A 21201-nucleotide genomic window follows, 5' to 3' on the forward strand; every position below is an offset into this window, starting at 1 on the left:
TAAACTAGAACGTTTAGATATCTGCGTGCTAATATTTCGAACAGTAGCTTTCTAACCAGGTGCCGCTCATGTCTGCTTTAACTAAAGAAATTCGATCCTTTGTCGTCATTGCGCGTGAAAAGTCTGTACGTAAAGCGGCAGAAAAGCTGCATATTGCTGCGTCTGCTCTTAGCCGTCAGATGAATATTCTCGAAGAAGATTTTGGCACCCAGTTACTTTTGAGGCTGCCTAAAGGTATTGAACTAACGGAGCAAGGCCAGGCACTTTATAAACAAGCGCAAGAATGGATTGCCGCTGAAAACCGCTTTCGTCGCAGCTTGAAGGAGGAGCACCGACAGAACTTGGTGCAACTGCGAATTGGGGCGGTTGAATGCCTGAGCAACAGAGTTCTTCCAAAACTTTATAATTTACTCACCAATCGATTCGATAGTGTCCGCATTCATTTTAAAACTGGTGACACGCAAACCCTGACCGACTTACTCTTGGATAATCAGCTGGATTTTATTATTGCGTTCAACGTCGCCAGAAATGAAAAAATTCATTTTGCAGCACGGCAAAAGAGTAAGATTGGGCTGGTTCATCTTCCCGGTTTGTTGGACAAAGAGACTCAATCCATTGAGTTGCACGAATGCCTAAAGTGGCCGCTCTGTTTTCCAGACATTAATTTGTCGGTGCATACCCGCCTCTACTCAGAGATTCTTCGACAAAACAGTAGCTTTGATATTGCCGCCACCAGCAATTCCTTTAACCTGTTGGCCAATCTGGTACGTGATGGTGCCGGGGTCAGCTTTATGACCTGGTACGACATTGAAAAGCAAGTAATGGATGGTGAGTTGGCTTTTACCCCTCTTAAAGACAAGCGCCTAGAAGAAGAACTCTGCGTGTGCTTGCCGTCTACTGTAAAAATGAACGAACAAACTCAAACTGTTATTAATAGCATTCTTGAAGTGACTCAGTGAGAGTGAACGACAATTTTCGTCTGAGAGGGAGTTCCTATGAAGTTATTTTTCGCACTGACATTTAATGATGACACAAAACGCAAATTAAAGACGTACCAGAATTTGTTACGTTCGCACGGTATAAACGGCCGTCAGATTCGCATGGAGAACCTTCATCTCACGTTAGCTTTTATTGGTGAATCCACACAATCACAGAAGCAGAAATTAGTCGACATCTTACATCAGTTGAATTCACGATGTGATCGTTTACGTATTGATCATTTAGGTTCATTTCAGCAAAAAAGAAGCCGGCTGATTTGGATGGGAATAGCGCATAATCGCGCGTTAATGCGACTGGAAAAAGAGCTCAGTTATGCATTAAAAGCACAAGGTTTCCCCACTGAGTCAAAGAAATACACGCCTCACATTACGCTTTTTCGTCATGTTACTGGCGATACTCATTTGAAAAACGTACAGGTGAAGCCTCAACACGTTGATGTTTACTCACTTGCTTTGATGGAAAGTGTGTACGTCGACAACAAGTTGGTTTATCGCGTTGTCGATGAGGTGGTTCAGAGTCAGGGAATCGCTCCCTGACTCGTTGCGTTACATGCGCAAGTAAGCCCTTTTCCTCACAGCTTAACTTCAGCAGGATAGATAAGGAGCCCTTTACCCCGAGCTTATTATTTTTTACTTTTTGGTACCCACGCCGTACGGTCAATATCTAAATCAGGGAACTCATCTGGATTGAACTCCGGATGCTCAGCACCTGCTGCCAGTTTTTTACGATAATCTTTCAACAAACGCATTGCCGTTGGGAACAACATTATCAACGCCAGTAAGTTCACAATCGCGAGAATACCCATCATTGGATCGGAGAAGAAGAAGACAGAAGTCGCTCCAGGCGCAACCGCACCAACAAACACAATAGCAATAACGGCGATACGCAAAATATGCACAGAGGACTTACGGTGAGACATAAAGGTGAGTGCGTTTTCACCAAGGTAATAGTTGTAAATCACTGAACTAAATGAGAACAACAGTATCGCGCCTGTCAAATAATACTGAGCCCACAGCCCCAGATGAGACACCAAAGACTGCTGAGTAAGGACAACGCCATCCACCCCTTCCGCTCCCGGTACATAAACATCGCCTAGTAGAATGACGAAAGCGGTGCAGCTACATACAACAATAGTATCGATAAATACCGATAGTGATTGAGTAATGCCCTGACTAATTGGGTGCGATACGTCTGCAGTTGCTGCCACGTTAGGCGCAGACCCTAAACCTGCTTCATTAGAGAATAATCCTCGTCGTAACCCGTTAGCGAGTGCAGCCCCCATGCCTCCACCCACGACTTCCTCAATACCGAAAGCATTTCTAACGATAGTCGCAATTACGGCTGGAAGTTCTGCGATATTAATAATGATGACAAGGAGCGCTAAGGCAACATACGCAACCGCCATGATAGGTACGATGACATCTGCTGCTTTTGCGATACGATGAATACCACCATAAATGATGAAGCCGACAACAATAGAAAGAAATATACCCGTGTACAAACGATCGATCCCGAGGCTATCTGAAGCGGCACCTGCTACCGTATTGCCCTGAAAGGCATTAAACCCGATAGCAAAAGAGGCGATCAGACACACCGCATAAACGTAGGCGAGCCAGCGATAATCTTCACCGAGACCATGAATAATCGTACGCGCAGCACCACCACGGAAGTCATCGCCTTCTTTTCGCTTGTATAGCTGGGCCAGAGAACACTCGACTAAACTGGTGGCCATACCAACCAGTGCTACCGCCCACATCCAGAAGACAGCCCCCGGACCACCGAGCGTAATGGCTACTGCAACCCCCGCAATGTTACCACCACCTACGCGGCCACCGATAGAGAGCAAGAGAGCTTCTCGGCCAGAGATGGCTTTTGCATCTGAAGTCTGGTTTTTAGTCAGTAAGACGCGAAACATGCGTTTGAAGAATCGGAATTGAACGAAGTCAGTTACGATTGTGAAGAACAGACCGAAGATCACGAGAAACGGGATGAGGGCCCAGCCCCATGTGAGGTCTCCGATAATACCAAAAAAGGATTCAAGTAATTGCATCATTATTCCTCAAGTTAATTGTAGGCTTTCTGATTTATTAACTATATAACTGATAAATAAGTCAATTTTGCACAGTCCATGATAATCAGCACATCACTTTTGTTTTTTCGATAAAACATCATGTAACTATTATGATAGTCAGGGAATGTTGGGATAGGAATAAAGATTCTGCTGCTAAATATCAACGGAAGGCAATGACGTTAAATGGTCACTTAATATTGGGTTGATTGCAGTTAGCTAGAAATAAAAAATGCCCCTATTCGAGAGTCCGTGAATAGGGGCATTTAAAATTGAATAGAGGATTACGCGGCTTCAAACGCTAGGACTTTCTTCTCAACCTTACGGAAAATCAGCGTCAAAATGCCATTGACCGTTAGATAAAATGCTCCCGCAACACCAAACACGGTGAGCGTGTCGTAGGTTTGAGCATTAATGCGTTGCGCGTATCCCATAAGGTCCATAATGGTGATCGTGCTTGCCAAAGACGTTCCTTTGAAGACCAGAATTACCTCGTTGGAATACGCCGGAACAGCACGACGAATCGCATACGGAAGTAGAACTTTTAACGTAGTAGATTTGTCCATGCCAAGTGCACGACAAGCTTGCCACTGACCTGATGGAATAGCGTTGAAAGCGCCTTTAAATAGCTGAGTACTGTAGGATGCCGTGTTTAGTGCCAGTGCGACCATGGCGCAAAACCAAGGCTGACTGAGCCATGTCCACAAAAAACTCTCTTTGATAACATCAAATTGCCCTGGGCCATAGTAGACTAAGAAAATCTGTACCAACAGAGGTGTTCCAGTGAACAAAGTAATGATACCGCGGCTAAGCCAATGCAAACCAGGGGTGCGCAGTATCAGCGTCAAGGTCATTAACAACGCAATAATACAACCGATAACTAAAGAAGCCGCTGTCAGTTGAATACTGGTTCCGAGACCTTCAACCAATTGCCAAACGTGTTGTTCGTTCATGCGGTTGCCTCCTGCCCCATACTGATACCTTTAACCGAAAACTTCTTATCGATCATCTTCACCGCTCGTTGCGTCACCAAAGTAATCACCAAATAAACCGCCGCGGCTGTTGCGTACCAAGTGAAGGCTTCGTGAGTCGCTGCGGAAGTAAGCTGAGCTTGTTTCAGAAGGTCAGTGACACCAATCAGAGAAACTAACGCGGTATCTTTTAATAACACCAACCATTGGTTAGTAAGACCAGGTAAAGCGTGTCTCACCGCTTGTGGCAAAACAATACGCACGAAAGCGTGGACTTGACCTATCCCCAATGCACTTGCTGCCTCTCTTTGCCCCTTTCCAACCGCCTTAAGTGCGCCACGAAGGGTCTGAGAGGCATAAGAAGCAAAAATCAATGACAGCGCAATCACACCAGACAAAAACGGGCTAACTTCAATAAAGTCACCGGTGATCAAAAACAGAACCTGAGTCGAACCAAAATAAATGAACAACACGACGAGAAGCTCTGGCAGGCCGCGTATCACTGTAACAAGAGCCGTTGTTGGCCATTTCACGAATACACGACGAGACATTTCACCACTGGCGAAAACCACTGCCAGAATCAAACCGACTAACAGACTTGTAAAAGCCAACTGGACGGTCATCCAGCTCGCTTGCACAAGAGATAGAGAGTAGCCCGATAACGCCATATTAGTTACCGAAGTACTTGTTGAAGATCTCGTCGTATTCACCGTTAGCTTTTACGGTTTTCAGAGCAGTATTGAGTTTGTTGACAAGTTCTTCGTTATCTTTGTTTACTGCAATACCAAAACCGTTGCCGAAGTATTTCGCATTGGTCACACGTTCACCAACGTATACTAGGTTGTCTTGTTTCTTAAACCATTCTGCAACGACAGCGGTATCACCAAAAACAGAGTCGATACGGCCATTTTTCATATCGATGAATGCATCTTGGTAGCTTGCATAAGGAACCGCAGTCACACCTGGAAGCTGCTCAAGCAGGTAAGTTTGGTGAGTTGTGCCATTTTGTACACCTACACGCTTGCCTTCCAGCTGAGTTTTGTCTTCAACTTTGCCTTTTACAGAAACAAAGGCTGCTGAGTTGTCGTAGTACGAATCAGAAAAATTTACTTGCTCTAAACGTGCATCAGTGATGTCCATCGCCGAAATTGCCGCATCGTAACGCTTGAATTTTAATGCAGGAATCAAGCTGTCAAACGCTTGGTTGTAGAAGCTACATTTTGTTTCCATTTCTTTACATAGTGCATTCGCAAGATCAACATCGAAGCCTTGGATTTGGTTATTTTCATCCATGTATTCGAATGGTGCGTAAGTCGCTTCCATTGCGAATTTGATTTCTTCTTGTGCTGCTACGTTTGTAGAAATAAGGCCGATTAGTGAAGCTAGTAAAATCTTTTTCATTGCAATACTCCGTGTGTACGTCTTGGGCTGACACTCGCAATGACAGCCGGTCATCTGTGATAGTTGTTTATAGCTATACCCTTATGTGGGTATAAATTGTTTTTAGTGTTTTAGGTAATCAGCAAACTGCGTAGTTTGCGGATTGGTAAACGCATCGCTTGTACCATGTTCAACAATATGTCCTTTCTCAAGGTACAAAACATGGCTGGCAATTTTTTTGGCAAAATCCACTTCGTGAGTGACGACAACCTGAGTGATACCTGTCCCACTTAAATCCTTGATTATCTTAACCACTTGGTTGGTAATTTCAGGATCAAGCGCGGCCGTTGGCTCATCAAACAGAAGCACTTCAGGTTTCATCATCAACGCACGTGCAATCGCAACACGCTGCTGTTGACCACCAGATAACTGCATTGGCCAAGCATCAGCTTTATCCGCCAAATGCAATGTCGCTAAAATTTGCATTGCCTGCTGTTTGGCTTCGTCTTTCGCCATACCAGAGACTTTGACTGGCGCTTCAATCAAGTTCTCCATGACCGTCATATGTGGCCAAAGGTTGTACTGCTGGAACACCATACCTACTTTACGGCGTAGCGCTAAACCTTGCTTTTCTTTGATCTCAGTTGAAAAGTCGAAAGCGTCACTAGCAATGTTTAACTTGCCGTTATCTGCACCTTCTAAAAGGTTAAGAACGCGCAGCAAAGAGCTTTTACCTGCGCCACTTGGGCCTAATAACACCAATGTTTCACCGCTTTCACAATTAAAACTGACATCGTGAAGAACTTGTGTATCACCGTAGGATTTGTTGATCCCGCTAACTTGAATACTCATGCTGTCATACCGCATTAATCGTCATCGGTCGCTAATACTACCAATAAGTGCGTTTTATGCAATATAAATGTATAAAAATATGCCTTGTTAAATTATTGTATAACTATATAACAGCATCACAGAGCATATGACTGGTTTGATGAGTAATGATATGCAATGTTTATCAAATCAGACCAAGCACAAAACACAATGAGTTATTACGTAAGTATGGGCAGGATGTGGCAGGTATTGTTTATCAAAACGTAATGGCAGCACTCCCCCACAACGCTTAAATATTGATAAGCGTTGTGGTGAAGCTTTGATTTAGGAAACGAGCCGCAGTAACAAGCAATTATTCTATACTTATTACTCTGGCTTAATATTCTGATTCATTCTGAATAAGTTAGTCGGGTCATATTTCTTCTTGATCTGCTGCAGACGCTCATAAGTCGGGCCATAGGCAAACTCGGTGCGCTCCGATTCGTCCTGAGTTAAGAAATTGATATATGCGCCATCACTGGCAAATGGTTTCGTTTTAGCGAAGAACTCGCGCGCCCAAGCTATGCAACGTTCGTCATCCTCCTCAGCTTCCCAGCGCCCGTGAACATTGAGAACGTACTCAGCATCACGACTAGAATACGCCATCGATTCAGGTGCAGGACGAGAAGCGGCACAGCCAAGAGAGGCGATAAAAATTTCACATTGAGGTGACGGTAATTTCCCTGCGTATTCGATAGCCGCATCGATAACACCCTCGCTGAGCTCTGTGAAATTATGTGATTTCCAATAATTACGAGCACCCGGCGTTAGCAAAGGATCAAAGGCTTGCTGCCATGCGGCAAAGGGTTGTACACCAATATGTTCACCATGCGCATCTCCAAACGATCGAAGCGGCGCAATCAACTTTTCACCCTCTTCTGGATCTCCGGCATAACACATAGCAAGAACCACTACCTCTTTACCATGCACATCTTCTGGTAAAAACGGTAAAGGCGGCGCTTTACGGCTGACCATCCAAACGCTGAGTTCTTCTGGTGCAGTTTTAGTGAACTGGGCAAATTGGCTAATGACAGACTTAGCCTGACTAAATGGGAAGACGATCAAACCGCTAAGAACATCAGGCCCTACCGGATGAAGCTGAAACTCAAACTGAGTAACGATGCCAAAATTGCCACCGCCCCCTCGAAGTGCCCAAAACAAATCCGGATTTTCAGTCTCACTGGCGAGTAATTGACATCCATCTGCGGTCACAACATTAGCAGACACCAAGCTATCAATCGTCATACCATACTTACGACTCAACCAACCAAAGCCACCACCAAGCGTCAATCCTGCTATTCCCGTAGTAGAATTGATGCCAACAGGTGTAGCCAGCCCGTAGTTTTGAGTTTTTGAGTCAATATCACCAAGAGTACAACCGGGCTCAACGATAGCTTTTTGCGCAGATGGATAGACCTGAACTTCATTTAAGAGAGATAGATCAATCATCAAGCCATCATCGCATATCGCATTACCAGCAATATTATGGCCTCCTCCTCGAACGGAGACGAGCAAATTATTTTCACGAGCGAAGTTTACTGACAACACAACGTCTTCCGCTGATTTACAGCGAGCAATCATACCTGGCTTGCGATCTATCATTCCATTCCAAATTTGCCGAACTTCATCATAGGAAGGAGAATCAGGTAAAATTACCTCGCCACCGAAATGTTTTGTAAAGTCTTCAACCTTAGCGTTTTCGATATTTTTCATACAAGTTGCCTATCACGTTTTACATGAGCACTTGCGAATATTGAATACGACACCCAAGCTCCTCATAATTAAACGTTTATTTAGAGTAGCTATTATTCAGTTAAAAATTCTGCTTCTAACATCTCAATATATTGTTAAAAGTAGATCGTCCGTTATATAACGTAGGCAGGTAAACAGGTCATATCTTCGAGTACTGTTTTTCTTTTCACTCTTCCTGGATTTTATATTCTAATTTACTCGTCTACATCCAGCCCCGGGCATCGGCAGAGCACTCAGGGCTAACATTTAAAACGCTTAAAGTGTAAGAAGAATCCAGCCGGATGGTAATGAAAAAACGTCTCATTATTGATATTTTAATCACTTAATTAACAATGACCATTGTTTTCATATAGTTAACCAGTAACTACAGTTTAAAAGCGTATGACAGTTTAAAGCTTATCTAGGTGATAAAGTAATGCAAATTTAGACGCTAATAATAACTATTAATTATAAATACGACTTCACTCGCCTTTTATCTATTATTTAAACTAATTTATAAAAGGCAAGCTAATTTTTAGCCTGCGAATATCACTAATACTTCAAGTACACGTTATCACTTTTCCTATTTTAGATAAAAACACTCTCCCTTCCACAGAGAACTCATAAACGTTTTTAACCACTGATCGCGCTAGGAAAACTGAGTTCTAGATTGATAGGCTTTGCTTATTAAATTAATCGGCCTAAGTGATATGATAAACCTCGGGTTCCTTACTATTATCAAATACAAGTTACTGAGATGTATCAACATTAACTGCTAAACAGATACTCAAACAGTGATTGAGATTCTTGGTTTAGAGATAAATACTATTTCACTGCTACAAAGGACATCCTATGAATAACAGCGATAATAACTCAGCAGGAAAATGCCCCGTAATGCACGGTGGCATGACTTCAACGGGTTCTAGCGTAATGGAATGGTGGCCGAACGCCCTGAATTTAGACATTCTTCATCAGCATGATAAAAAAACCAACCCACTGGGTGAAGACTTCAGTTACCGAGAAGCACTGAAATCGCTTGATGTAGAAGCGCTTAAAAACGATTTGAAAACCCTGATGACAGACAGCCAAGAATGGTGGCCCGCAGACTGGGGACACTATGGTGGCTTAATGATCCGTATGGCCTGGCACTCTGCTGGGAGCTACCGTACCGCTGATGGTCGCGGGGGCGGCTCTACTGGTAACCAACGCTTTGCCCCACTTAACTCCTGGCCAGATAACGGTAATCTAGACAAAGCCCGCCGCTTGCTATGGCCAATAAAGAAAAAATATGGCAACAAGATCAGCTGGGCAGACCTTATGATTCTTGCTGGGAACATGGCCTACGAGTCAATGGGTCTAAAAACGTTTGGTTTCGCCTTCGGACGAGAAGACATTTGGCATCCAGAAAAAGACATTTATTGGGGCTCTGAGAAAGAATGGCTAGCACCAAGTGGCGGTGAAGGTAGCCGTTACTCAGGGGAGCGAGATCTGGAAAACCCACTTGCTGCAGTAATGATGGGATTGATCTATGTAAACCCAGAAGGTGTAGACGGCAACCCAGATCCGTTAAAAACAGCAGCAGATATGCGTGTCACCTTCGCTCGCATGGCGATGAATGACGAAGAAACAGTCGCCCTCACCGCAGGTGGTCATACCGTTGGTAAAGCACATGGTAATGGTGATGCGGCCAACTTAGGCCCAGACCCGGAAGGTGCCGACGTAGAGGAACAAGGCCTTGGTTGGATTAATCATAAATCTCGAGGCATTGGCCGTGACACCGTAACTAGCGGCGTTGAGGGCGCTTGGACAAGTCAACCCATTGAATGGGATAACGGTTACTTCAAAATGTTGTTGGAGCACGAATGGCAGCTTACTAAAAGTCCTGCAGGTGCCTGGCAGTACGAGCCAGTTGATATCGCTGAAGAAGACAAACCAGTTGACGTAGAAGATCCGTCAGTCCGCTACAATCCAATGATGACCGACGCCGATATGGCACTAAAAGTTGACCCTGAGTATCGTAAGATTTCTGAACGCTTCTACCAAGATCAAGAATACTTTGAAGAGGTTTTCGCTCGTGCTTGGTTTAAGCTGACTCACCGTGATTTAGGCCCTAAAGCTCGCTACGTTGGTCCAGATGTTCCAGCCGAAGATCTTATCTGGCAAGACCCAATTCCAGCGGGTGTAACCAATTACGATGTCGATGCAGTAAAAGCGAAAATCGCAGCGACGGATCTAAGTGTTTCTGAATTGGTATCGACAGCTTGGGACAGTGCGCGAACCTTCCGTAACTCGGACCTTCGCGGTGGTGCGAACGGTGCACGAATTCGCCTTGCCCCGCAAAATCAGTGGGAAGGTAACGAGCCACAGAGACTCGCTCACGTGCTTGACGTATTGACTAAGATCGCTGACGACTCGGGCATTAGTATTGCAGACACTATCGTTCTTGCGGGTAATGTTGGCCTGGAAAAAGCGATTAAAGCAGCAGGCTTTGATTTTACAGTGCCATTTACACCGGGCCGAGGTGATGCAACCGCAGAGCAGACTGATGTTGAATCATTCGAGGTACTTGAGCCCTTGGCTGACGGTTTCCGCAACTGGCAGAAAAAGCATTATGCCGTGAAACCCGAAGAAATGTTGCTAGACCGTGCTCAACTTCTTGGTTTGACTGCGCCTGAAATGACCGTATTGCTTGGTGGTATGCGTGTACTAGGCACTAACCACGGTGGTACTCAACATGGGGTATTCACAGATCGTGTAGGTGCGCTGACCAATGACTTCTTCGTAAACCTAACTGATATGTCGTACACATGGAAACCAACTGGACGCAACTCTTACGATATTTGTGATCGTAAGACAGGCGAAGCGAAGTGGACAGCGACACGCGTTGACTTGGTGTTTGGTTCAAACTCAATCTTACGTTCTTACGCTGAAGTGTACGCTCAAGATGACAACCAAGAGAAGTTCGTCAAAGACTTTATCTCGGTTTGGACAAAAGTAATGAACGCAGACCGATTCGATTTGGTTTAATTACAAGCCAATTTCACTGGAGCGCACCTAGGTGCATATTAATTTAAAGCCGCTATTTTAGCGGCTTTTTGTTTACACTGTAAATCTATTAAAGCTTAACCCAAACTTGAGGGAACTGATCACTGTCAGTTTGGACGTTGATACTGACCAAAGAATCGTTATCTACTTCAAGCGTTGCGATATTTACATTCCCAACCTGAATGCATTGCTCATCAAACAATTCCATCATTACTAGGTTGTCCAGTTCACTCGACGTTGTCAGCTCACCTTCGCTACTGCAGGCGGAACCAGTTAATGATAACGATCCCGATTGACCAATCGACATCTGATACAATCCATCAGCGTATCTTGCCTGATAAGTACCGGCATAAACGCTTAGATCGGTACTCTCCAAAGTCACCGGTGATAACACTGAAGAGCCGTTAGCGTTACTACATGTTAAGCTCGTACCACTCTTTTCACAATTTACCGAAGCAGCAGCGAAAGTGATTTGCTCATCACTCTGAGTCCCGAGATAAGATATTTGATGTTCTCTTGCGTCCCAAAGCGTCAATTGTGGCTCAACACCTTCTTGTACAACTACCTGTGCACCATCTGGAGAGGCATCATCTGCCCAAATAACGCCTTCATAAACACCACTTTCTGCTTGTTTGTTCTCATCGTTATCGCTGTCACAACCCCATAGAGCAGCAACCGATAGTAAAGTGACAAGCAGGGTTTTCTTTTGTTTCATTCTTGCTGCCCCTATTCCAAGCCAACAAGACGTTGCTCAACCAGCGCGACTTTTCCGCGTGCCGCCTGAACATTCCCATCAATGGTACTGATCGTAATATAGCCTTGGTTTACAGCAACGCCTTCCGAGTTCTCATTGGTATCGCCTGCATCCCCCTCGTTAAATGAGAGTCCTTTTTTATCCTTTAATAAAGCAACCGCTTCTGCTTGTGCCTCCGCCGGGTCCATTCCGTCAGCGATAAGGCTGCTCATCATGTAATAAATCGCAGTACTGTTTTGAGAAAGATCCGTACTAAACGCAAACTCTGCTCCAGCGTTCCAGCCAACATCAGTAAACTTATATCCAAGGTGATTATTCATATCTTCTGGTGTATTCACATTTAAACCTGTGTACGCAGGTAACAAAGGCTGACCTGAAGGTTGATTTGCGACAAGCTGAGCGACAATATCCACGATGACATCCGCGACTAATTGAGATTGCGCTGCATCACTGGCTGTATTATGGTTCGCGCTGATGGCAATCGCAGGAATACCGCGACTTAACGACGCCATTGTTGCACCCAGAGTACCCGAGTTATTATTCATAAAGCCCAGGTTATTCCCTTCATTTGGCCCAGAGATAACCAAATCTGGGTTTTGACCCCACACTTCCTGAGCGGCAATATCGATACCATAAATCGCAGCCATTACTGGCGTACCTTCGACATAATCTTTAAAAGCAACGCTAGTATCGGTATCGCCAACACAGTACTCCTGTGATACTGCTTTAGATTCATCGATCGACACAGGCTTAAAGTGACTCATCGCGCCACCTTTACCACTTTGCCCTGTACAAGGTGCAGACATAATGACATCGTGACCCGCGGCTTCCAGTGCCGATTTCATCACGTTAATGTTGGTTGTATCCCAGCTATCGTCATTGGTTAACACGATATTTAATGCAAACGCATTTGCTGACATTGCACATGCCGAGCCCGCTGCAATAGCAAGGCAAAGTTTAGATAATTTGTTCATAATATTTCCGTTTGTTTCACTGCTTGATTTCCCGTTCAAACTTCATGTCTGAACGCATTGGCAGCTACTTTGACGAAATACTATGAAGCTTCTGTTACCGATTTCTCTCAAACCACATTAGAGACATCTTTAAAATATAATCAAATAATTTCAGTCACTTAATTCAAAGCCCATTTATTGAAATAGTATTTGGAGATATCTTCAAACGATAAATAGACTGTGCATTATCGATATGTTTCGCGCTTTCAAAACCTAAATGCTCAATAAAGCTTTCTCCTAACACCTTGACCAATGCATCTTTAATTTTATTGCGATTTTGATCGAGCGTTTTCGCCTTTAATCCGTGTTGTTTTAATTCGCTGATCGCTCTGCCATGACCACCGTAGTTTTCCATTAACGTAATCAGTTCTGAAGCCAAAGTTTGCGAAGGTCGATTACTTGGCGGATTAAGTACCCATCCATCATTTTGTTCACTTATCCGCTTTTTCGCATACCATAACCAGTAAATCGCTGGTGTACTGGACATTGGGATTACAATTTCATTTATACGTACTTCGACATTGCCACTATTCACTGAAAACGACAAAGTAAGTGGCCGCGACGCTTGTTCAAGTATCCTGACCTTGTCTTCAACGGTTTGAAACTGTTCTGCTCTGGCATTGAGTAACCGATTAAAGTAGTCCTGATTGACAGCCGTGTTAGGGCTTGTCTCGCGAAATTGATGAATAGCCTGCTTCCAGCGTTTGCACTCTAGATTGTCTCCGTCTAGACGACGAACTTGCTTCAACAGTTTTAGATCATCGCTATTTAATGGGCGTGGCTGAAAAGAGAGCAAAAATATCGATAAAACGGCGAGTACGAAGGAGCTAACAAGCCAAATTCCACTTTGTAGCTGGCACTCGATAACGGCTATGTCGCTGGTTTGATCGGGAGAGAGAGCGAGTGAGAATGTAAACGGGAACCCTAAATAATGAGAACCAGACGTTTGCGCATGTGGTGTGACAATGTAGCACTGACGAAAAATTTGTACTGGATTATGCCAACTTACCTGATCTAACAACATCTGGCTTTTCAATATAAAAATGTTTTGCGTTTCTGGGCGTTCCCCCATCTCCGCCCCATCAAGCCATATCTGACTTCGCGCCGTCATTAAATGTTGATCGATAAATTGCGAATAGTGGGATTGAGTAAAGTAAAATCCACTAATTAACGAAACCAGCAAATAGAGTAGCGTCAGTCCCGCCAACGTCTTCCAAGTATCTTGCACTAAAGCTTTCAAGCGCATTATCCTATTTCTCCTAACGCCTGAGTTAATCGCTCACGGAACGTCTTATCAGAAAAACTCTCCATCGAACGAGAGATAAACCATCCACCAGCTGACACACCACTCGCGATAGTCGCTTTATGCAAACTGATTTCAGATTGGTTTATCGGGCTGTAATTGGTCCCTGCAATCACATCCACTTCTCCTTGTATGAAAGCCTCAATCATGGCTTTACGCGTTGGATATAAGGTCACTTGTGAAGAGCTCACATCAATAGAGAGCGACGTTAACTGTTTTACTGGGAGCTGATAGCCAGAACGGCTGAAGGTATCGTTTAATAAACCGATTCGATGGGTCTTGAGGAACGATTCATTGATCGCTTGGTTGGCATACCACAACACATCATACCCAGACAAACTAAGCAATTTATCGTAATAATTCCCATAGTCCGGGCTCAAGCCTGCAAGCTGGTATTCCCTCGACCACATAACATCAAATTTTTGGCTGTAAATGATCTGTGGCGTCACTTGCTGACGAGGAACCCAATGCGCCACAATATCTGAATACGCACTACTGAAGACAGCGTTGTTACACAATTTAGCTAACAAAGGCAGCGCTAAAGCGTGAGCAGGAATGAGTACATCTAACTGTTCTTGATCAGACACCGCTTGATAGTTTTGGCCGAGCTCTGAACAGGATAACTGGTTAAATGAATTGACTGGCGGTAATTCAGCACGCGGGAATTGAATAACTAATAGAAGTAAAGTTATCAATAGCAGGCAACCTAGTTTAAAGATCCACGGAGCATGATTGTGGCTCCACATCCGAGATAGCACGTCGTTCATAACAATGATTTGTTCCTTCATTTTTGTGAAGAATTTACTTAATTGTTATTACGCCAGTATGACAAATCCCACCACTTAGCAGTAGTCTGTCTGTATTAGTCAGTTTATGTGTCATCACGAATGTGATAAAACTCTTTCTCTTAGTCACATCCTTAGGTCGCAGAAATGGAATCACAGTCTCTTCCCGTTAACCTTCGACTGCTATGTAGTTATGTCGGTAGCGTCTCTGAATGCAGTCGGAAGATGAGTATTAATCGACAACAATTGTCAAAATACCTCAATGGCTACAGCCAACCATCCATGCAAACCTTAAGAAAGATCTGTGATTACTTTGGCGTCGATAGTGACGAAATCTATTTAGAACCGGAGCAGTTTAAAAACCTCATCTCAACTCAGAAGAAAAGTCTCGCTCCCGAAAGCCTGCTTGAAGATAGCCCCGCGGGTAAACGCTATACTAAGCAACTCAAAAATATGATGGCTGAATCATCACAATCTATTGAGCGTTATCTTGGCGACTACTATTACTACTACATGACGCCCTCATACGAAGGCTGCATCAGTAAGGGCTTTGCTCGTCTCTCGCTACAAAATGACGTCGGGTATTCCCACTTCTATGAGCGTGCGAATCCAGAGCAAGCCATGCAAGAAGGCGCAGAAATTGGCAAGTTTGTTGGTTTGGTATTTTTACTGGGTGAACGATTACAAATCGTCGATTACAGCGTGCATTGTCAACGCGCCATTTCTCAAACTATTTTATATGGTGCTACCAAAGGCAATATCCACTTACTTTCCGGTTTAACGATGGGTATTCAGGGGCGTAATTCCCGTATCCCTTTTACTTCGCGAGTGGTGTTCGAAAAAATAAGTGATAAACCATCGCTGAAAGAGAAGTTAAAAGAGGTTCAACTATTAACAATGGACAGCGAGAGCATTTCCCCCGCTATTCTTTCCCGATTAACCTCTGCAAGTAGCATCGATAATGAGCACATCTTTACAGCAGCAGAAAACTTTTAAGGCGCAAGCAAATATCCGCTGCGGATGATGTTCTCTCCGGCAACGTTTCCTATCAACATACCGGCGGTGGCAGTGCGACGGTTTGTTCTTGAATACACACGGCCGGCCTGTGTGACTTTGACTTGCTCAACCTGATCGGTGATCGGGTTGATAACTTCTGCAAACACCTGTCCGGACTCTACCCACTCACCCACTTTGACTTTATGCACTAGTACGCCACCCTGTGTGGACTTGAGGGTTTCTACCGCCGCAAGATCGCTACGTGGTGCTGGTTCGTCAGGTTGAGGTTCAAACTCACCATTGATGACGCCCAGTGAATGCAAATAACGGAGGATACCCTGGCTGTCTTGATCCGCATATTCGTCACAGACATCCGCTTGACCACGTAATTCTATCGTCGCACTAACACAGCCCTGAGGAATGATGTCGCCATACTCTGCACTCAAACGTTGCCAAACCATATCAACACTACAATCAAATGGATTGCCACCGGTGTCATCAGCCAGCATGTTCACTTCAGAGCCCAACAGACGAGCGAGTGGCTCAATACCTTCCCATGAGTAATAAGTACTGTATAAATGCAGGATAGCTTCAAAGTCACAATGCAAATCAAGCATCACATCCGCGTTATAGCTTAAGCACTGTAATGCTTTTTGTTGTGATTGAAACTCGGTCTCAACGTTCCAGTTATCTAACGCCGCTTTCATCGCTGCGAGGATCAATTGCTTGTTGTTTTCTTTGTCGTTGGTCAGCTTACCGTTTACGGCCAGCTTCACATCATTAAACGTATCAAAATAGCCACGGTTAAAATTATGACCGTTTTCAAGTTCATAACGACCCAGCTGAATGTCCATCAGGTGCTGATTCTGTCCAATAGGATTTGCCACTGGAACCAGAACAACTTCCCCGTTGATGCGACCTTTAGCTTCCAGTTCAATAAGCTGTTGCTTTAGTTTCCACGCGACCAACATTCCTGGTAGTTCATCAGCATGGAGCGAAGCCTGAATGTAGACCTTTTTACCACTGCCTTCACAACCAAAATGGAAGCTATCGATAGCACGTTGAGTACCAAGCACGGGAGAAATAAGAGGCGTTTGTTGATGCTGCATAAATGACTCTACTTATTAGATTGATAAAAGGCAGATAAGCGTGCTCAACTGCCTTTGTATGTTATCTGTTGTTGAAATTGCCGCTTATTCGCTGTAAAGCTTCAGCTCACCGAAGTATTTCTCTTGAATGCGATCGTAAGTCCCGTTAGCTCGAATCTTTTTCAAACCTTCGTTTATCACATCAGCAAGCTTTTTATCATTTTTACGCAGTGCAATCGCAGAATCCGCCGGAAGCAGCTCATCCTGAACTCTGGTGTTTGTGAAGTCATTATGGTCACCCGCTTCAATAAAGTTGAACTGAGCTTGAATCATATCCTGAAACGACACATCAATACGGCCACTCAATAAATCTGAATATACCGCATCCTGATCTTGATACGTTTTCACCGTCGCGCCATGGCGGCCAAAACGCTTACTCACGTACTCTTCTTGCATAGAACCGAGCTGGACACCAATTGTCTTACCTTTTAGAGATTCAACTGTAGGTTCAATATTGTCTTCTGCTCTGCTCAACATCGATGAGTAACCCGTCCAGACAACGTCCGTGAACAGAACTTGTCGCTTACGTTTCTCGGTAATACCTAAAGAAGAGAAAACCGCATCTATCTTGCGAACTTTCAGGCTAGGGATCAGGCCATCAAAACTAGAAGAAACCCACTCACACTTTTTGTTCATTTCTTCACAAATCGCATTGCCCAGGTCCACTTCAAAACCAACAATCTCACCGTCTGGTGTAATAGACTCGAACGGAGGAAACGTCGCATCCGTACCAAAGCGAATGGTATCACCGGCGGCGAGTGTCATCGTCGAAAACAAAGAAGATAAAGCTAAAAGTAGTACTCGAGACCTTTTCATAATTACGTCCATGATTGTATTTACAACTGTTTTTTACTCTATCGAGCAGGTTTGAGGATGTCTATGTCAAACCGACGACAGTGCTGCAGCAAGGTGTCGCTCATGAGCATCAACTAGCATCACCTGTGATAGCTTATGAATTAAACGCTTCTGTTTAAAACCTCGCCACTCCTTACAAAATAAGCGCGAAAAACAAATTAACAGTTGAATTTGGTAACGTTCTCATTTAATTTTAGCCATCCAAACGGCTAGATATCCATTTAAAGGTGTAAGAAAAATGAAAACGAATACGATGTTGATTCTTGATGGTGGTATGGGACGAGAATTAAATCGTCGTGGCGCGCCTTTTCGCCAGCCAGAGTGGTCAGCGCTTGCTATGATCGAAACGCCTGAAATCGTTAAAGAGGTACACACGGACTACATTCAAAGCGGTGCACAGGTGATCACAACCAACAGCTACGCATTGGTGCCATTTCATATCGGAGAAACGCGTTTCAAGGAAGCAGGACAGTCACTCGCTGAGCTTTCTGGCCAAGTAGCAAAGGAAGCGGCGCAAGGGACAGGCGCTAAAGTCGCGGGTTCACTTCCTCCTCTATTCGGCTCATACCGACCAGACCTGTACGATCAGGAACACGTACGTGACTTAGCGACTCCGTTAATTATCGGCTTGTCAGATTCGGTCGATTTCTGGCTTACGGAAACGCAAAGCTTAATTGCCGAATCGGTGGCAGTAAAAGCACTGGTCGACGAATTAACATCAGAAGAAAAGCCGTTTTGGGTCTCGTTTACACTGGAAGATTCTGAGCCTACAGACGAACCATGTCTGCGCTCTGGTGAGACGGTACAACAAGCCGTTGCAACCATGGCACAAGCTGGGGTAAGCGCCATTTTGTTTAACTGTTGCCAACCAGAAATCGTAGAAGAAGCATTACAGGTGTCAGTGCGTACACTAGAGGAACTCGGTTTATCTCACATCCGCCTTGGTGTTTACGCGAATGCGTTTCCTCCACAGCCTAAAGATGCAACGGCGAACGATGGCCTCGATGAAATTCGAGACGACTTAAGCCCAGAAGCCTACCTGATTTGGGCAGAAAAATGGCGTCAATCTGGCGCGTCTATCATCGGTGGTTGCTGTGGTATCGGACCGGAACACATCGCTAAATTAAGCCAATATTTCAAGGACTAAGCGTTAATTATGGTACAAACAAAACGAATTGGCTTAACCGCATTAACAGCGTTAGTCTTTAGTTCCATGGTTGGTGCAGGAATATTCAGCCTGCCGCAAAACATGGCAGAGGTAGCCGGACTCAATGCAATGATCGTCGGCTGGACGATTACTGGCGTCGGCATTCTACTTTTGGCAGGTTGTTTTCTTCACCTATCGCGCCTTAAGCCAGATTTGGACGGCGGCATCTATGCCTATGCCAGAGAAGGGTTTGGTGATCTCGCAGGTTTCCTTTCTGCATGGGGCTATTGGTTGTGTGCGACGATCGGTGTTGTTGGCTACCTTGTCGTAGCGTTTGCGGCGCTCGGTGCTTTTGTAGATACCCCAGACTTTACGTTATTTGGTGATGGGACAACCCTCTTTGCCTTTATCGGCGAGTCCCTCGTGCTGTGGTCAGTTCACTGTTTGATTCTGAGAGGAGTCACACAGGCTGCCTTCATTAATTTGCTGGCGACGTTGGCTAAAAGTGTACCGCTAATCCTCTTTGTCTGTGCCGCTTACTACTTCTTTGATACCGACACTTTTCATATCGATACACAAGGAGAAACACTCCAACAACCTTTTATAGAGCAAGTGAAAGGGACGATGTTGATTACACTTTGGGTGTTTACAGGTATTGAAGGTGCTGTAATTTTGTCGGGACGAGCAAAAAACCGCAAAGACATCGGCCGCGCAACCTACCTTGGTGTCATCGCCGCCTTAATCTTGTACGTTTTAATTTCTCTTATGTCACTTGGCATCGCTTCTCGTGCAGAGATCGCCACGATATCGAATCCTTCGATGGCTGGGCTGATGGCTGCGATGACTGGTTCGTGGGGTAAAGCGGTGATCAGTATCGGTTTAATTGTGTCGGTGCTGGCGTCGTACTTAAGTTGGATTTTGTATTCTGCTGAAGTACCTTACACCGCAGCTAAGTACGGTGCATTTCCGAAATATTTTGCGAAATCTAACGATAACGACACACCCAAAAACTCGCTGTTCCTAACCAGCTTAACGGTACAACTGTGTTTAATACTCGTGATGCTTACAGGGGAAGGTTATAACACGCTCGTTTTGATTTCGACGTCAATGATTTTGATACCGTATTTCTTGGTTGGTGCGTATCTGCTTAAGTTATCCATCCAGACTAACGCTCGCTTGCAGTTAAAATTGATTGGCTTTGGAGCCAGTATTTATGGCATTTGGTTAGTCTATGCGGCAGGTGTCGATACCCTGTTGCTTTCAGCGATTCTTTACATTCCAGGAATTGCGTTATACGTATACAGCCGACGTCAACATCGATTGAACCCGACCTCGGCATAAAAACGATATAAACGATATAAACGTTGCTCGCTATAAAAAAGGATGGCATCACAGCCATCCTTTCTCTAATCTCGAACCGTAGAACTTAAGCCACGCCCCTTTCATCCACACCGCTGCTTTTCAGACTCTGCATGATTTTGTCGACGAGTTGGCCCAGACGTGCTTCAGTCGGTCTTGTACTGGCAAACGCCCGCAAACCGTAAATATTCATCACCAGAATATCACTTAACAACTCGCAATCGGTCCCTGGTGCAATTTCTTCATTCTCTTTTGCTAACTCTAGCTTGGATTGAATACTGAGTTTCCATTGCTCAAGCATGTTACAAATGATGGCTTCGATCTCTTCATCTTGCTGATCAAGCTCACTTAGTGATTTCTGCAATAAACAGCCGTTGCCGTTGTTATTACACTCTTTGGAATCAATAATGTCGAGAAGATAACGCTCGAAGCCAGATAAGGTTTGTTTAGAGTTATCAAAGAACTCTTCAAAAGCGTAAGACTTACTCAAAGACATTGCTGGGTGTAGGTGGTTATACTGCAGAAACTGGTGCGGAAGCGATTGAGGCGAATAAATTCGATTTGATTGCGATTGGTCGTCCATTTATTGCCAACCCAGACTACATCAGCCGAGTTCAGGAAAAGAAACAACTTGTCGAGTATGATGCAGCCATGCTGGAGACGCTGGTTTAAGTGAGTAGTACCGCTCGTATGACAGCGAGCGGCATATTCAGAACATTCACACTATCCAGTCGTCCTGAACAGCGACGAAGGAGCGTGATTCAGGATCTACTAACC

19 protein-coding genes and 1 pseudogene are annotated in these 21201 nt (G+C 44.5%); 7 read left to right on the forward strand and 13 right to left on the reverse strand.

The genetic code is table 11. The features are described 5' to 3' along the window. The first annotated feature begins 68 nt into the window (after positions 1-68). Positions 69-959: a LysR family transcriptional regulator gene (locus RXX31_RS03610; protein ID WP_317587739.1), complete on the forward strand. Its 891-nt coding sequence runs from the start codon at positions 69-71 to the stop codon at positions 957-959. A 36-nt stretch (positions 960-995) separates the two neighbouring features. Then, complete coding sequence (gene thpR / locus RXX31_RS03615) at positions 996-1535, forward strand: RNA 2',3'-cyclic phosphodiesterase (protein ID WP_317587740.1); 540 nt, start codon at positions 996-998, stop codon at positions 1533-1535. Between the two features lie 86 nt (positions 1536-1621). Here thpR and RXX31_RS03620 read toward each other — a convergent pair whose 3' ends face one another. The 6 genes from RXX31_RS03620 to RXX31_RS03645 form a co-directional block, all read right to left on the reverse strand. Continuing rightward, a complete protein-coding gene (locus RXX31_RS03620; protein WP_317587741.1) occupies positions 1622-3049 on the reverse strand; it encodes an alanine/glycine:cation symporter family protein in 1428 nt (475 codons plus the stop codon). A 302-nt stretch (positions 3050-3351) separates the two neighbouring features. Further along, positions 3352-4020: an arginine ABC transporter permease ArtM gene (gene artM / locus RXX31_RS03625; protein WP_317587742.1), complete on the reverse strand. Its 669-nt coding sequence runs from the start codon at positions 4018-4020 to the stop codon at positions 3352-3354. After that, positions 4017-4706 carry an arginine ABC transporter permease ArtQ gene (gene artQ / locus RXX31_RS03630; RefSeq protein ID WP_317587743.1) on the reverse strand — a complete coding sequence of 230 codons (690 nt, stop codon included), beginning with the start codon at positions 4704-4706 and terminating at the stop codon, positions 4017-4019. The genes artM and artQ overlap by 4 nt, the downstream gene beginning before the upstream one ends. A gap of 1 nt (position 4707) precedes the next feature. Next, positions 4708-5439: an arginine ABC transporter substrate-binding protein gene (locus tag RXX31_RS03635; protein WP_317587744.1), complete on the reverse strand. Its 732-nt coding sequence runs from the start codon at positions 5437-5439 to the stop codon at positions 4708-4710. Between the two features lie 102 nt (positions 5440-5541). Beyond that, a complete protein-coding gene (artP, locus tag RXX31_RS03640) occupies positions 5542-6270 on the reverse strand; it encodes an arginine ABC transporter ATP-binding protein ArtP (protein WP_317587745.1) in 729 nt (242 codons plus the stop codon). A 345-nt stretch (positions 6271-6615) separates the two neighbouring features. Continuing rightward, positions 6616-8001: an FAD-binding oxidoreductase gene (locus tag RXX31_RS03645; RefSeq protein ID WP_317587746.1), complete on the reverse strand. Its 1386-nt coding sequence runs from the start codon at positions 7999-8001 to the stop codon at positions 6616-6618. An 870-nt stretch (positions 8002-8871) separates the two neighbouring features. On the opposite strand from RXX31_RS03645, the gene katG reads away from it, so the two are divergent. Further along, on the forward strand, positions 8872-11046 hold the full coding sequence (katG, locus tag RXX31_RS03650) for a catalase/peroxidase HPI (RefSeq protein WP_317587747.1): 2175 nt from the start codon (positions 8872-8874) through the stop codon (positions 11044-11046). 88 nt (positions 11047-11134) lie between these two features. Here katG and RXX31_RS03655 read toward each other — a convergent pair whose 3' ends face one another. The 4 genes from RXX31_RS03655 to RXX31_RS03670 all read right to left on the reverse strand — a co-directional run bounded on the left by RXX31_RS03655 (position 11135) and on the right by RXX31_RS03670 (position 14901). After that, positions 11135-11779, reverse strand: a complete 645-nt coding sequence (locus RXX31_RS03655) for a hypothetical protein (RefSeq protein WP_317587748.1) — start codon at positions 11777-11779, stop codon at positions 11135-11137. An 11-nt stretch (positions 11780-11790) separates the two neighbouring features. After that, a complete protein-coding gene (locus RXX31_RS03660) occupies positions 11791-12792 on the reverse strand; it encodes a 5'/3'-nucleotidase SurE (RefSeq protein WP_317587749.1) in 1002 nt (333 codons plus the stop codon). A 163-nt stretch (positions 12793-12955) separates the two neighbouring features. Beyond that, positions 12956-14077 carry a hypothetical protein gene (locus RXX31_RS03665; RefSeq protein ID WP_317587750.1) on the reverse strand — a complete coding sequence of 374 codons (1122 nt, stop codon included), beginning with the start codon at positions 14075-14077 and terminating at the stop codon, positions 12956-12958. After that, on the reverse strand, positions 14077-14901 hold the full coding sequence (locus RXX31_RS03670) for a hypothetical protein (RefSeq protein WP_317587751.1): 825 nt from the start codon (positions 14899-14901) through the stop codon (positions 14077-14079). The genes RXX31_RS03665 and RXX31_RS03670 overlap by 1 nt, the downstream gene beginning before the upstream one ends. A 165-nt stretch (positions 14902-15066) precedes the next feature. Between RXX31_RS03670 and RXX31_RS03675 the strand changes: the two genes are divergently transcribed. Continuing rightward, the gene (locus tag RXX31_RS03675; RefSeq protein WP_317587752.1) at positions 15067-15915 is read left to right on the forward strand and encodes a helix-turn-helix transcriptional regulator; all 849 of its coding nucleotides are present in this window, start codon (positions 15067-15069) and stop codon (positions 15913-15915) included. Here the strand turns inward: RXX31_RS03675 and RXX31_RS03680 are convergent. Both RXX31_RS03680 and RXX31_RS03685 read right to left on the reverse strand, forming a co-directional pair. Next, positions 15912-17024: a M14 family metallopeptidase gene (locus tag RXX31_RS03680; protein WP_317587753.1), complete on the reverse strand. Its 1113-nt coding sequence runs from the start codon at positions 17022-17024 to the stop codon at positions 15912-15914. The two genes, RXX31_RS03675 and RXX31_RS03680, sit on opposite strands and share 4 nt — an antisense overlap. A gap of 84 nt (positions 17025-17108) precedes the next feature. After that, positions 17109-17879 (reverse strand): transporter substrate-binding domain-containing protein, encoded by a 771-nt coding sequence (locus tag RXX31_RS03685; RefSeq protein WP_317587754.1) that lies wholly within the window; start codon positions 17877-17879, stop codon positions 17109-17111. 277 nt (positions 17880-18156) lie between these two features. Between RXX31_RS03685 and RXX31_RS03690 the strand changes: the two genes are divergently transcribed. Together RXX31_RS03690 and RXX31_RS03695 are read left to right on the forward strand one after the other, a co-directional pair. Beyond that, positions 18157-19065 carry a homocysteine S-methyltransferase family protein gene (locus tag RXX31_RS03690; protein WP_317587755.1) on the forward strand — a complete coding sequence of 303 codons (909 nt, stop codon included), beginning with the start codon at positions 18157-18159 and terminating at the stop codon, positions 19063-19065. 9 nt (positions 19066-19074) lie between these two features. Then, positions 19075-20406, forward strand: coding sequence for a basic amino acid/polyamine antiporter (locus RXX31_RS03695; protein ID WP_317587756.1), 1332 nt, complete (start codon positions 19075-19077; stop codon positions 20404-20406). Positions 20407-20491: 85 nt separating this feature from the next. Here the strand turns inward: RXX31_RS03695 and RXX31_RS03700 are convergent, their stop codons facing one another. Next, entirely contained in the window at positions 20492-20920 is a 429-nt protein-coding gene (locus RXX31_RS03700) for a TetR family transcriptional regulator C-terminal domain-containing protein (protein WP_317587757.1), read from the reverse strand. Between RXX31_RS03700 and RXX31_RS03705 the strand changes: the two are divergent. Next, positions 20899-21096: pseudogene (locus RXX31_RS03705) on the forward strand (alkene reductase); the annotation flags it as partial. The gene RXX31_RS03700 and the pseudogene RXX31_RS03705 sit on opposite strands and share 22 nt — an antisense overlap. Positions 21097-21201: the final 105 nt, after the last annotated feature.

The sequence above is a fragment of the Vibrio sp. EA2 genome (assembly GCF_033042495.1).
In the GTDB taxonomy this organism is placed as follows: Bacteria; Pseudomonadota; Gammaproteobacteria; order Enterobacterales; family Vibrionaceae; genus Vibrio.